The sequence below is a fragment of the Devosia sp. Z6_126 genome, from assembly GCF_058133495.1.
In genome coordinates, this window is record NZ_JBYUNO010000001.1 from 1,310,843 (window position 1) to 1,323,401 (window position 12,559).

Sequence of the window (12,559 nt, forward strand, 5' to 3'; positions counted from 1 at the left end):
GCTGATTAGAAACAACAATCCTGTCGCCCCGTAGGCTTGTCCGTGTGAAATGTGGCAATAATAACTTGACAACATGGATTGTCCCGCCGAGTTTGCGGCAACCAAAACCGTGGGGAGAGACATGACTCCAGACCAAATCGCCGCTCGCATGACGGGGGAGATCCTGCCCGGGCAGGACGGCTTGCTGGAGGCCTATCTGCCTTCGCCCATGGTGCAGAACCATGCCGCCTTCATCGAGCGCCTGGAGGATGGCACGCTGGCTTGCCTGTGGTTCGGCGGCACGCTCGAGGGCAAGTCCGACATTTCCGTGTTCGGCTGCACGCTGGCGCCCGGCGCCGAGCGCTGGTCCGAGCCGGTGCAGCTGAGCAATGATCCCGAGCGCTCCGAGCAAAACCCAGTGCTGACGCGTAATGAGCGCGGCCAGTGGCAGCTGTTCCACACCGCCCAGCCCGCCGGCAACCAGGACGAGTGCCTGCTGCGCGCCCGCCCGATCACGCTCGAAAATGGCCTCCTCGCCGGGGGCGAGCCGCGGCTGGTCGATCTGCCCCTGGGCACGTTTGTGCGCGCCCGCTTTGTGCGCCGCGCCGATGGCGCCTGGATGATGCCGGTGTTCCGCTGCATCCCGCGCCCCGGCCAGCGCTGGAACGGCAGCCATGATACCGCGGGCGTCGCCGTTAGCCATGACGATGGCGAGAGCTGGCAGATGACCGAAGTGCCCGGCTCCATCGGCTCGGTGCATATGACCATCGTGCCGCTCGATGGCGAGCATATGGTGGCCTTTTATCGCCGCCGGCAGTCGGACTTCGTGCATCGCTCGGAAAGCCTTGATGGCGGGCTGACCTGGTCGGCGCCCGAGCCGACCGATGTGCCCAACAACAATTCCTCGATCAATGTGGTGCGCCTGCGCGACGGGCGGCTGGCCATGGTGTGCAATCCCGCATCCGCGGCCACTTCAAGCGACCGGCGCGTCTCGCTTTATGACGAGATCGAAGCGGGCGATGACCGGCCCGACGCCACGGGCGGGTGCCAGCCGATCTGGGGGGTGCCCCGCGCGCCGCTGAGCCTCTGCCTCTCAAGCGATGGCGGGCTGACCTGGCCCCTTCGGCGCGTCATCGACGACAGCCCCGGCACGTGCCTGTCCAACAATTCCGAGGACGGGCGCAACAAGGAATTGTCCTATCCCTATCTGCTGGAGGGCGAGGATGGGGCGATCCATGTCGCCTACACCTATTTCCGGCGGGCTATCAAATATGTCCGGCTGCCCCAGGGCTGGATCGATGGAGGCGCTGCATGAGCGATGTAATCGGCATTACCATGGGCGACCCCGCCGGGGTCGGACCCGAGATCAGCGTGCGCGCGCTCAGCGAGATGAGCCCCGAGGACCGGGCGCGCACCCGCATCTATGGCGATCGGGCGACGCTGGAACTGGCGCTGGCCGCTACCGGCGTGACGCTCGATCTTGATGGCGTGGTGGAAGACCTGCCGATCGAAGACGGGCCGCTGCCCTGGGGCAAGCTCGATCCGCGCGGCGGCGACGCCGCTTTCCGCTTCATCGAAAAGGCGGTGCGCGATTCCGAAGCCGGCCGCATCGGCTGCATCGTGACGGCGCCCATCAACAAGGAAGCGCTGAACCTGGCCGGGCATCACTATGATGGTCATACCGGCATGCTCGCGGCCCTGACGGGGCAAAAGTCGGCCTTCATGCTGCTCGCTTCCGAGCGGCTCAAGGTCATCCATGTCTCGACCCATGTGTCGCTCAAAACAGCGATCGACCGGGCGACGCCCGAGCGGATCCTCGCGACCATCCGCGCCGGCAACGAGCATCTCAAGCGCATCGGTTACGCCAAGCCGCGCATTGCCGTGGCCGGCATCAATCCCCATTGCGGGGAAGGCGGTTTGTTTGGCACCGAGGATGATGTGCAGGTGGCTCCCGCCGTCGCCATGGCCCGTGCGGAAGGCATCGAAGTCCAGGGGCCGATCTCGGCCGATACGGTTTATCACCGCGCCTATAATGGCGGATTCGACCTCGTGATCGCCCAGTATCACGACCAGGGGCATATCCCGATCAAGCTCGTGGCCTTCGATACCGCGGTCAATGTCTCGCTCGGCCTGCCGATCGATCGCACTTCGGTTGACCATGGCACGGCCTTCGACATTGCCGGCACCGGCACGGCCAACCACATCAATATGAATGCCGCGATCGCCTATGCGCGTCGCCTCGTTGCAGGAAAAAACACATGAATACGGCCCTGAACCTGCCCATCCATGGGGTGTTCTGCGCTTCGGCCACGCCGGTTGCGGCGGATGGCACGCCTGACCACGCTGCGTTCGCCGCCCATTGCGATGCGCTGCTCGATGAGGGTTGCGACGGCGTCGCCCTGTTGGGCACGACGGGGGAAGCTAACAGCTTTTCCATTGCCCAGCGCCAGGCGCTGCTCGAGCAGGTGATCAGCAGCGGCATCGATCCGCAGCGCCTGCTGCCCGGCACTTCGCAGACCAATGTGCCCGATACGGTGACGCTGGTGCGCCATGCGGTGGATGCCGGGGTCAAGGCTGTCGTGGTGCTGCCGCCCTTTTACTACAAGGGGGTGAGCGACGAGGGTCTGTTTCGCTTTTATGCCGAGGTGATCGAGGCCGTGGGCAGCGATGCGCTGCGCGTCGTGCTGTATCACATCCCCCCCATCGCTCAGGTGGGCTTGTCACTCGAATTGGTCGGCCGGTTGCGCGAGGCGTTCCCGGGCGTGATCGTCGGCATCAAGGACAGCTCGGGCAAGCTTGAGAGCATGCAGGCTTTCGCTGGCGCCTTCGAGAATTTCTCGGTGCTCTCGGGCGCCGATCCCTTCATGCTGCCGCTGCTGCAGTCGGGCGGGGCGGGGTGCATCACCTCTTCCTCCAATCTGATCGGGGCGCATCTGCGCGTCGTCTTCGATGGCTGGCACGATCCGGCGCAGGCCGAGCAGGTGGCCCGCGCGCAGAGCCGGATCGAGGCCTGGCGCAACCTCTCCAATGCCTATGTGCAGCTGCCCACCATCAAGGCGATGCTGGCCAAGCGGCGCGGTCATCCCGGCTGGACGCGGGTGCGCCCGCCGCTGGTGGAACTTGACGCCGCTCAGCTCGAAACTGTTTGGGGCCAGATGGCCGAACTTGAGGCGCAGGACAATGGCTGAAGCCACTCTTTCCATGGCGCGGCCGATTACCTTGCTGCAGCCGGCGCGGCTGGAAATCGGCGCGGGCGCGATCAGCAAGCTCGGCGAATGGGCCGGCGCGTTCAGCCGCGTCTTCGTGGTGGCGATGCCGCCGACGGAGGGTTTTGTCGAGCGCATCGGCCTTGCCGGTGAGTTGCAAGTGTTTGTCGACCTGCCGCCCGAGCCGGACCTGCCGGCGGTGCAACGGGTGTTGGCCGCCGCGCGCGCCTTCAAGCCCGATCTCGTGATCGGGCTGGGCGGCGGCTCGGTGATGGATGTGGCTAAGCTCGTGGCTGTCCTGTGGGACAGCACGGAAACCATTCTCGACGTGGTAGGGCCGGGCAAGGTCAAGGGCCGGCGCACCGCATTGGCGCAGGTGCCGACCACTTCGGGCACCGGCTCGGAAGCGGGCATCCGGTCGCTCGTCACCAATCCCGAGACGCTGGCCAAGCTCGCGATCGAAAGCCAGTTCATGCTGGCCGACCTTGCCATTCTCGATCCCGAACTGACCTATTCGGTGCCTTCGGCGGTGACGGCAGCGACGGGCGTTGATGCGCTGGCCCATTGCGTTGAGGCCTTCACCAATATCAAGGCCCATCCGCTGATCGATGGCTATGCGCGGCTGGGGATCGAACTGGTCGGGCGCTATTTGGCGCGGGCCGTGGCCGATGGTTCAGACACCGAAGCGCGGGCCGGCATGATGCTCGCCTCCTATTATGGCGGGATCTGCCTCGGGCCCGTGAATACGGCGGCTGGGCATGCGCTCGCTTATCCGCTGGGCACGCGGCTCAAGCTGCCCCATGGCCTCGCCAATGCGATCATTTTTCCGCATGTGCTGGCCTTCAACCAGCCTGCTCAGCCGGAAAAGACTGCCGAGATCATGGCCTTGCTTGGCCTGCCGGCAGCAGAAAACCCAGAAGCGGTGCTGGCCGGGGCGATGCAGTTCTGCCGGCAGCTGGGGGTCGAGATGGGCCTTGGTGCGCATGGCGCCGAGGGCGCGGCCTTGCCCGGCTGGGCGGTCGAAGCTCATGCCATTCGCCGGCTGATGGACAACAATCCGCGCGCGATGAGCATCGAAGATGTGCTGGCGATCTACCAGGCGGCACTGAACTGAAGTTTGCGGCGCCGGGCAAAACCCGGCGCTGTGCGATCAAACCACGCGGCGGCCCTCGGCATCGACCACCACTTCGCCATCTTCCTTGGTGAACGGGCCGATCGCGGGGTTTTCCAGGATCTCGAGCACGAGCTCGGAGGGGCGGCAAAGGCGGGTGCCTTTGGCAGTCACCACAAAGGGCCGGTTGAGCAGGATCGGGTGCGCCGCGATGGCGTCCAGCATGGCCTCCTCATCGACCGAAGGGTCCCCCAGTCCCACCGCGTCAAAGGGCGTGCCCTTCTGGCGCAGCGCCTCACGCAGCGTCAGGCCGGCATCGGCAACGAGTTGGCGGATCGTGGCGCGGTCGGGCGGGGTTTTGAGATATTCCACCACGTCCGGCTCGACGCCGCTTTGGCGGATCATGGCAAGGGTGTTGCGCGAGGTACCGCAATCGGGATTGTGGTAGATGGTGACGCTCATATGGTTTCGGGCTCCTGCACGAGGATAACGCCGAATTGCGCTTCGACGCCCGTGCGGACGCGATCGCTGATCTCAGCGATATCGGCATAGGTTGCGCCGCCATGATTGACCACGACAAGGGCATGGCGCTCGGACACGCCGGCGCCGCCAATGCGCAGGCCCTTGAACCCACTCTGCTCGATCAGCCAGCCCGCCGATAGCTTGCTGCGCCCATCGGGCTGCGGGTAAGCGGGCGCGCCGGGGTGCTCGGCGCGAATGCGCTCGACTGTCGTGGCATCAACCACCGGGTTATGAAAGAACGAGCCGGCATTGCCGGTTTGGGTCCAGTCGGGCAGCTTGGAGCGGCGCAGCTCGACCACCCGGTCCATGACCGCCTGGGGGCTGACCTCCGCCGGCAATTCCGACAATCCGGCATAGCGCAGATTGGGTGTCCAAGGACGGGGCAGGGCGAAGCGCACCGCCGCAACGATGAAGCGGTTGGGCTCGCGCTTGAACAGGCTTTGCCGGTAGCTGAACGCGCAATCCTCAAGGCCCAATCGCACGAAGCACTGCTCGTGCGTGTCATAGGCGGAAAGCGAGGCGAAACGGTCGGCAAGTTCGAGGCCATAGGCCCCGATATTTTGTACGGGAGCCGCGCCCACCGTGCCGGGAATAAGCGCCAGGTTCTCGAGCCCGGGCATGCCGTTGGCGACGGTGTAGCTGACGAAGTCGTGCCAGTTTTCCCCGGCGCCGGCTTCGATGATCGTTTGCTCGGGTGTGTCCTGCAGGATCTGGCGGCCCTTGATCGCCATCTGCGCCACGATCCCCTCGAAAACGGGGCGCAGCACGACATTGCTGCCCTCGCCCAGGATGCGGAGCGGCAGGTTTAGCCGCTCGGCCGCGTCCAGGAGCGCCGGGATGTCTTGGGGCGTGTTGATCGTCGTGCCAAAGCGCGCCTTGGCTGACAGGCCAAAGGTGTTGCAGGGCCGCAGGTCGAAGTCGGGAATCAATTGCATCGGCATACCCGCTAGCGGGCCTTGATGGTTTGAGCAAGGCTCCGCGTGGCAACGGAGGTGGCCCGCCGACTTGACCGAGGTCAAGGTTGCCCCGCCTTGGCCTTGCTAGTCTGGTGTGGTGGCCCTGTGAGCTGGCCCGCAACGGGAGTGGCAGATGAAGGATATTGTGGTTCAACTCACCGGGTCACCCGAGGACGAGTTTCGCCTGACCACCGCCGAAACAATTGCCCGCAGCTTCGAGGCGCACCTGACGGGGCTCCTTGTGCATATGCGGCCCGAGATTTTTGCCGGGCCCGAAGCGTCACTGGGCTTGATGTTGCAGGAAATGATCAACGAGGCCGAGCGGCTCACGCGCGAGCGGCAGGCGGCGCTCGAAGATCGTCTCGACAAGATGGGATTGCCCACCGAGCTGCGCGTTGTTTCGGGTTTTGCCGGGACGGTGGGCAGTCAAATGGCGGCCGAAGCGCGGACCGCCGACCTTTTCGTTGGCACCAGGCCCTATGGGGAAGGAGCGCAGGATTCCCAAATCGAGGAGGCCGTGTTGTTTGAATCGGGCACCGGCTGCTTGTGGCTGCCGCCGATGAAAGCTGCCGCCAGCCCGCTCGATATGGTGCTGGTGGCGTGGAAAGACACACGTGAATCATCGCGAGCGGTCAAGGATGCGCTGCCGCTGCTCAAACTGGCGGGGCGGGTCGTCGTCGCCATGGTCACCGATGAGCCGGGTGAAGCCAGCGGCGTGATCGAGGGCGGCGATATTGCCCGCTATCTGAGCCGGCATGGGGTGGCGGTGGAGCTCCGGGAAATCGCCGGCTGGCGCAATGCCGCCGAAGCGATCCAGAACGAGGCGGAAAAGCTGCGCGCCCAACTGATTGTTGCCGGTGCTTATAGCCATTCGCGCATGCGCGAGCGCCTGCTGGGTGGCGTCACCCGGGTGCTGCTGAGTGAAGCGGTGATCCCGGTGTTTATGTCCCGCTAGGGCAACTGGCAGCAAATCACGCCCGGGCCGCGCGCCCGCTTTTCCCCCAACTAACCTGGTGCTGATGTGTTGAACCAAGCCGAACTGGCCGCCCGGATCCGCCGCCCCGAACTGCTCGAGCGCATTTGCACGGCGCGCGAAGCGGCCGACCGGCTGGGTGATGGCATGCTGGTGGGCATGAGCGGGTTTACGCGCGCCGGGGACGCCAAGGCGGTGCCGCTGGCCATGGCGGAACGGGCAGCGCTTGATCCGTTCAAGATTACCCTCATTACCGGGGCCTCGCTGGGCCATGACGTCGACCGGGTGTTGACCGAAGCGGGCGTTTTGGCGCGGCGCATGCCTTTTCAGGTCGATACAACGCTGCGCGCCGCCATCAACCGGGGCGAGGTGATGTTTATCGACCAGCACTTGAGCGAAACGGTGGAGCATCTGCGCTCGGGGCAACTTGGGGTGATGGACTACGCCATTGTGGAGGCGGCAGCGATCACCGAGACCGGGGGCATCGTGCCCAGCACCTCGGTGGGCAATTCGGCCAGCTTTGCCGTTCTCGCCAAAAAGCTCATCGTCGAGATCAACCTCGCCCAGCCCCTGGCGCTGGAAGGGCTGCACGACATCTATTTCCCCTCCAAGCGCCCGACGCGCCTGCCCATTCCCATTGTTGCCGTCGACAGCCGGGTGGGCCTGCCTTATGTGCCGATCGATCCCGACAAGATCGTGGCGATTGTCTTGACCCATACTGCCGACAGCGCGTCCAACAATGAACGGCCCGATGCCGATACCAACGCCATCGCGGATAAGCTTGTCGGCTTGCTGGAAAGCGAAGTGGCCGCGGGGCGGCTCGATCTGTCGCTGCAGCCGCTGCAGGCGGGGATCGGCACCATTGCCAACGCGGTGTTGGCGGGGCTGGGCGAGGGGCCGTTCCATCACCTCAAGATGTATTCCGAGGTGCTGCAGGATTCCACCTTTGATCTGTTTGATACCGGCAAGCTGGTGTTTGCCTCGGCCTCGTCGATCACCCTGACGGCGGAATGTGCGGGGCGCGTCTTCACCAATCTTGACCGTTATCGCGATCGGCTGGTGCTGCGGCCCCAGGAAATGAGCAACCACCCCGAAGTGGTGCGGCGGCTCGGGATCATCGCGATCAACACCGCGCTCGAGTTCGACCTTTATGGCAATGTGAACTCCACCCATGTAAACGGCACCCAGATGATGAATGGCATCGGCGGCTCGGGGGATTTTGCGCGCAACGCTTATCTGTCGATCTTTGTGACGCGATCCATGGCCAAGGGCGGCACGATCTCTTCGGTGGTGCCGATGGTGAGCCATGTGGATCACAGCGAGCATGACGTCGATGTCGTCATCACCGAATGTGGCCTCGCCGATCTGCGAGACCTGGCGCCGCGCGAGCGGGCCCGCGCCATCATCGACAATTGCGTGCACCCCGACTACCGGGCGCAGCTCGAGGATTATTTCACGCGCGCCAGCGCCCGGGGCGGGCATACGCCCCATCTGCTGGAAGAAGCACTGTCCTGGCATCAGCGCCGCATGAGCACGGGCAGCATGCTCGCGGGCTGAGGGCTGGGGCCGCGGCGATAGCGGCCCCTTGTTTGTGCTTAGTTCAGCTCCAGCTGGGCGATGGTGGTGAGCATGCCATCGAGCAGGGTTGCAGCCACCGGATCAACGCCGGGCGGGTCCTGCATCACCCGGAAGGTGGTGGCAACCAGCGCGCCGCGCCCGATCCGGCGCTCGATGATGGTGGCCGCTGGCTTATGCACCCAGCCCACGACCAGCCCGGCATGCACGAGGCCGTCATATTCCCAGTCGCGCATGCCCCCGAGCACATGGCGGGGGACGACCCGGTCATAGGCGATGTCCAGCATGGGGCCGCCGGGCAAGGCCGCAAAGGCACCATTGCGCTTGATCCAGCTGAAATTGGCGATCCAGTCGCCGCGCCAGATCGTGCCCTGGCGCGGGTGGAGCGCGATATTGGGCAGCTGGGTTTCAAAGCCCATATGCAGGCCCGGCTGTTCGTCCTCAACCGGCATGTTGGGCGGTTCGCGCCGGGGCGCATCGGCGCGCAAGTTCTTTTTTTCCTGCAGCTTGGGATGGGCTAGCACCAGATAACGCGCGCCAAAGCGCATTGCCTCGATGTCCTGGGCGTCGAGCATGGAAACAACGGTCACATCGGCATGGGCGGCCGATACGATGCTGTAGCCAAGGCCCTGCAGGAAAGCAGCAAGACTGCCGTCCCGAGTATGAAGGCGCAGCTCGCGCTGGGATTGGCGCGGTGTGAAGACCGAAAGGTCGACGCTGTTGCGCGCCAGTTCCTGCTCGCCAATGCGCAAGCCGAAAGACAGCGTCGCGATCCGGTTGCTGTCATAGCCCGGCAGTTGCAGCTCGGTTGGGGTGAGATCGATCACTTCCAGTGCGTCCGCCTGGGGGACGGGGATGGTGCCCGAGGGGCCATCGGCGAGCGACCAGTGGAGGATCGCGCCGGCCGGCAGGCGGGTGCCCCCGGTGGCGATGGAAAGGCCGAAGCTGAACTTTTCGCCGGCCCAGCCGGAATAATGGAGGATATTGGGCACGATCACGAGATCGGCGTTGATCTGGGGGAAGCGCTCGTGGAACACGCGCGGATTGCGCCGGATGTCGAGGAGCCCATTGGCTTCCCAATGCACATCGGTGATCTCGGTGATCACATAGCCCTGGATGGGCTGGCGGGCCCGCATCGCCTCGATCTGGTATTTGAGATTGTCGAACTGGTACCACTGCACCTTTTCGATAAAGGCATCGAAGCTGCCGAACACTTCATCGAGATGGTAGGCGGCGAAACGGTTCTGCAGGCCATGGGGATAGGCGGAGTTGTCGCCCCAGCCAAAGCCGGTTTCCATCCACCAGGGCTCCGACCCATCGGGGTTGGCGACCTCGGCAGGCCGGGGCAGTCCCCAGACGCCGAATTCCGAAACGATCAGCGGTTCCTTGCCCGTGCGTTCGGCATCGCCATGGGGCGAAAAGGTCCAGTCGGCCCCGGCTGCGAACTCTTCGGTCAGGCGCTCCCATTCGGCGCGGCGCTCGGGCACGGAGCGATAATAATGGTAGTCATTGAGGTCGGTCTTGATGTGGAAATTGGGAATGCAAGGCGAGTTGTCGACCACAAGGCGGGTGGGGTCGAGCGCCTTGAGCCAATCAAAGGTTTCCTTGAGCCAGGCGCGGTGGTCGGCGTTTTCCACCAGCCGCGTGCCCCAGTCTTCGTTGATGATGGTCCAGCAGATGATGGAGGGGTGGTTGCCGTCGCGCTCGAGAATGCCCTTCATCGTCTGGCGCAGCCGCTCGGCCGAAGCCAGGGTCAGGGTCGCAACATTGGGGATTTCGGTCCAGATCAGCATGCCCATCCGGTCCGCAACTTCATAGTAGCGCGGGTCGGGCACCTTGATGTGGCAGCGCAGCAGATTGAGGCCTAGCTCCTTGGATTTGCGGAAATGGTCCTCGATGAATTCGAGCGAAGGCGGGGTGCAGATGCCTTCGGGATAATAATCCTGGTCGAGCGCGCCGCGCATATACAGCGGCTCCCCATTAAGGAACAGCTTGCCGTCGCGCGACTCGATTTTGCGAAAGCCAAAGCTGTGCTCGGTGCGGTCGCTGACGCCCACCGGGCTGCTGAGCTCGACTTGCAGGCGGTAGAGATGGGGGTGCTCCGGCGACCAAAGCAGCGGGTCCGTGACGGCAAGGCTGAACTCGCTTTGCCCGGCCGTGGCGTCGCCCGTTGCAGTTGCGACTACGGCGCCATCGTTCGCCAGCACGGAAAGGGCGACTTGTGCCGGGGCGGACAGGGTCAGCCGCGCGAGCACCGCGCCGGTATCTGGATCAGGGGTGATGGCGCAGCCGGTGAGATGGGCGACCCCGCGCCGCTCCAGCGTGACTGACTGCCAGATGCCGCCCAAGGGGCCGTACCAGCTTTGCTTGCCGTGAGGGATTTCGGAAAACGGAAAGTCCGGGTAGTTGCGCCGGTCGCCCGAGGGCAGGGTGACCGCGACCTCGAGCTGGTTCTCGCCCCTTGTGCCCGGCGGGAGCACGATCTCAAAGGGCAGGTAGCCGCCTTCATGGCTGCCCAGCGGCGTGCCATTGAGGCTGACTTCGGCGAAATAGCTCACGGCCCCAAAGCAGAGCACCAGCGTGCCGCCGTCCCAATCAGCGGGGACGGAAAAGCTCCGGCCATAAATGGCTCGCCCCGAGGCATAGCGCAGATCGGCGAACTCGGCCTGCCATGGGTTGGGCACATCAGCGGTGCGCGTTCGCCCGTCGCTCTCGTGCGTGAAGCTCCACTCACCATCAAGCGACAGAACTGCCCGCAGTCCTTCGCCCGCTTCAACCGCTGCTTGCGTCATGTTGTGCACTCCGGCCGGGCTGCGCTAATATCAGCTCGGGGTTTGATAATATTATTATCAGCTCTAGCGCTGGCGGAGTTCGCCGGCAAGAGGCTAAGCAAGCCGCACCATCGCACCCCTAGATTGGGTGCGGGGGAGCTTGAGGCAAGGAGAAGGCGATGGGCAAGCGCGCGACAATGACCGACATCGCCAATCACGCCGGGGTTTCGCAAGCTACCGTGTCGCTCGTGCTCAATGAGGTGGAGAATGCCCGGGTCGGGGCGGCCACCCGGCAGCGGGTGCTGGAAGCCGCCGATGCGCTGGGCTACCGCAAGACGCAGCGCCTGCACCGCTCACCAACCGGGGCCCGGGTGATCGGGCTGCTGATCGACGATGTGACGACGACCCCCTTTGCCGCCCAGTTCATCGAAGGGGCGCGCGACGAGGCGGCGCTGCATGATTGCATCGTCGCAGTGTTTTGTACCCGGCGCGACGAGGCGCTTGAAGAAGCGGCACTTGATCTCTTGGCAGCGACGCAATTGCAGGGGGTGGTTTATGCAGCCCTGGTGACCCAGGGGGTGACCCCGCCCGAGCGGCTGAAAGCTATCCCGACCATTTTGTTGAACTGCCACGATGACGAGCGAAGGTTTCCTGCCGTGTTGCCGGGCGATGTGGCGGGCGCCTTTGCGGCCACCGAAGCCCTGCTCAAGGCCGGGCATCGCCGCATTGCGCATCTGGCGGGGGAAAGCTGGATGGAAGCGGCGCGGGACCGGGAGCTCGGCTATCGCCGGGCCCTGGCGAGCTGGGATGTGCCGGTGGACCCAGACCTCATCCTTGCGGGCGGATTTACCGTGACGGGCGGGCGCGATCTCACCGCGCAGCTATTGGCGCTGCCCGAGCCGCCCACTGCCTTGTTTTGCTTTAATGACCGGATGGCGGTGGGTGCCTGCGACGCTATCCGCAATCGCGGCCTGCGCGTGCCCGATGATCTTTCGGTGATGGGTTACGACGACGAGGATCTGGTGCGCTATCTGCAGCCGCCGCTTTCGAGCGTGGTGCTGCCCCATGACGAGATGGCGCGCTGGGCGGTTGGGGCGCTGTTTGATGCGGCCGTCATCAAGGCGGAGCGGCCGGTGCGCATGAAGATGGATTGCCCACTGGCGTTGCGCCAGTCGATCGCTCCACCGGCCCTAGCGCGGGGTGATGCCGGCCTAGCGTCGGTTCTTGAGGACGATGGCGATGATGATGAGCACAAAGGCTGAAAGGCGCAGCAGATAAAGCCAGCTGCGTTCTTCGGCCGGCAAGCCGGACAGCGCCAGCAGCGCCTGATTGGCCGCCAGCAGCCAGAACGCCGCCGCAAAGGCTGCAAACAGCAATTGGCGGGTGCGCACCCAAAAACGCAGGAAAAACAGCCCGGAAACCACAAAGCCCATCGTGATCAAGCCGGAAACGAAGTCGAACATCGC

Annotated in this window: 11 protein-coding genes; 7 read left to right on the forward strand and 4 right to left on the reverse strand. The window is 64.6% G+C overall.

Annotated elements, in window-relative coordinates:
- Positions 1-121: 121 nt before the first annotated feature.
- The 4 genes from AC3YOG_RS06400 to AC3YOG_RS06415 are packed head-to-tail and all read left to right on the forward strand — an operon-like array spanning position 122 to position 4,299.
- Complete coding sequence (locus AC3YOG_RS06400) at positions 122-1,294, forward strand: sialidase family protein (protein WP_489934487.1); 1,173 nt, start codon at positions 122-124, stop codon at positions 1,292-1,294.
- Positions 1,291-2,241, forward strand: a complete 951-nt coding sequence (pdxA, locus tag AC3YOG_RS06405; protein ID WP_489934488.1) for a 4-hydroxythreonine-4-phosphate dehydrogenase PdxA — start codon at positions 1,291-1,293, stop codon at positions 2,239-2,241. Before AC3YOG_RS06400 ends, pdxA begins: the two co-directional genes overlap by 4 nt.
- Positions 2,238-3,167, forward strand: a complete 930-nt coding sequence (locus AC3YOG_RS06410) for a dihydrodipicolinate synthase family protein (protein ID WP_489934489.1) — start codon at positions 2,238-2,240, stop codon at positions 3,165-3,167. The genes pdxA and AC3YOG_RS06410 overlap by 4 nt, the downstream gene beginning before the upstream one ends.
- Positions 3,160-4,299 (forward strand): iron-containing alcohol dehydrogenase, encoded by a 1,140-nt coding sequence (locus AC3YOG_RS06415; RefSeq protein ID WP_489934490.1) that lies wholly within the window; start codon positions 3,160-3,162, stop codon positions 4,297-4,299. The genes AC3YOG_RS06410 and AC3YOG_RS06415 overlap by 8 nt, the downstream gene beginning before the upstream one ends.
- A gap of 36 nt (positions 4,300-4,335) precedes the next feature.
- On the opposite strand, the gene arsC is transcribed toward AC3YOG_RS06415, so the two are convergent.
- Both arsC and murB read right to left on the reverse strand, forming a co-directional pair.
- Positions 4,336-4,758: an arsenate reductase (glutaredoxin) gene (arsC, locus tag AC3YOG_RS06420; RefSeq protein WP_127754626.1), complete on the reverse strand. Its 423-nt coding sequence runs from the start codon at positions 4,756-4,758 to the stop codon at positions 4,336-4,338.
- Complete coding sequence (gene murB / locus AC3YOG_RS06425) at positions 4,755-5,753, reverse strand: UDP-N-acetylmuramate dehydrogenase (protein WP_489934491.1); 999 nt, start codon at positions 5,751-5,753, stop codon at positions 4,755-4,757. The genes arsC and murB overlap by 4 nt, the downstream gene beginning before the upstream one ends.
- Before the next feature lie 154 nt (positions 5,754-5,907).
- Between murB and AC3YOG_RS06430 the strand changes: the two genes are divergently transcribed.
- Positions 5,908-6,729, forward strand: coding sequence for a universal stress protein (locus AC3YOG_RS06430; protein ID WP_489934492.1), 822 nt, complete (start codon positions 5,908-5,910; stop codon positions 6,727-6,729).
- Positions 6,730-6,798: 69 nt separating this feature from the next.
- Positions 6,799-8,304 carry a succinyl-CoA:acetate CoA-transferase ScpC gene (scpC, locus tag AC3YOG_RS06435; protein WP_489934493.1) on the forward strand — a complete coding sequence of 502 codons (1,506 nt, stop codon included), beginning with the start codon at positions 6,799-6,801 and terminating at the stop codon, positions 8,302-8,304.
- 38 nt (positions 8,305-8,342) lie between these two features.
- Here the strand turns inward: scpC and AC3YOG_RS06440 are convergent, their stop codons facing one another.
- A complete protein-coding gene (locus AC3YOG_RS06440) occupies positions 8,343-11,114 on the reverse strand; it encodes a glycoside hydrolase family 2 TIM barrel-domain containing protein (protein WP_489934494.1) in 2,772 nt (923 codons plus the stop codon).
- 158 nt (positions 11,115-11,272) lie between these two features.
- On the opposite strand from AC3YOG_RS06440, the gene AC3YOG_RS06445 reads away from it, so the two are divergent.
- Entirely contained in the window at positions 11,273-12,355 is a 1,083-nt protein-coding gene (locus AC3YOG_RS06445) for a LacI family DNA-binding transcriptional regulator (RefSeq protein WP_489889750.1), read from the forward strand.
- On the opposite strand, the gene AC3YOG_RS06450 is transcribed toward AC3YOG_RS06445, so the two are convergent.
- The gene (locus AC3YOG_RS06450; protein ID WP_172125649.1) at positions 12,305-12,556 is read right to left on the reverse strand and encodes a DUF5985 family protein; all 252 of its coding nucleotides are present in this window, start codon (positions 12,554-12,556) and stop codon (positions 12,305-12,307) included. The two genes, AC3YOG_RS06445 and AC3YOG_RS06450, sit on opposite strands and share 51 nt — an antisense overlap.
- Positions 12,557-12,559 lie beyond the last annotated feature (3 nt).

Bases quoted from the DNA above. Each gene is read 5' to 3' on its own strand.
- AC3YOG_RS06400 (WP_489934487.1), top strand. From the start codon at position 122: ATGACTCCAGACCAAATCGCCGCTCGCATGACGGGGGAGATCCTGCCC.
- pdxA (WP_489934488.1), top strand. From the start codon at position 1,291: ATGAGCGATGTAATCGGCATTACCATGGGCGACCCCGCCGGGGTCGGA.
- AC3YOG_RS06410 (WP_489934489.1), top strand. From the start codon at position 2,238: ATGAATACGGCCCTGAACCTGCCCATCCATGGGGTGTTCTGCGCTTCG.
- AC3YOG_RS06415 (WP_489934490.1), top strand. From the start codon at position 3,160: ATGGCTGAAGCCACTCTTTCCATGGCGCGGCCGATTACCTTGCTGCAG.
- arsC (WP_127754626.1), bottom strand. From the start codon at position 4,758: ATGAGCGTCACCATCTACCACAATCCCGATTGCGGTACCTCGCGCAAC.
- murB (WP_489934491.1), bottom strand. From the start codon at position 5,753: ATGCAATTGATTCCCGACTTCGACCTGCGGCCCTGCAACACCTTTGGC.
- AC3YOG_RS06430 (WP_489934492.1), top strand. From the start codon at position 5,908: ATGAAGGATATTGTGGTTCAACTCACCGGGTCACCCGAGGACGAGTTT.
- AC3YOG_RS06440 (WP_489934494.1), bottom strand. From the start codon at position 11,114: ATGACGCAAGCAGCGGTTGAAGCGGGCGAAGGACTGCGGGCAGTTCTG.
- AC3YOG_RS06445 (WP_489889750.1), top strand. From the start codon at position 11,273: ATGGGCAAGCGCGCGACAATGACCGACATCGCCAATCACGCCGGGGTT.
- AC3YOG_RS06450 (WP_172125649.1), bottom strand. From the start codon at position 12,556: ATGTTCGACTTCGTTTCCGGCTTGATCACGATGGGCTTTGTGGTTTCC.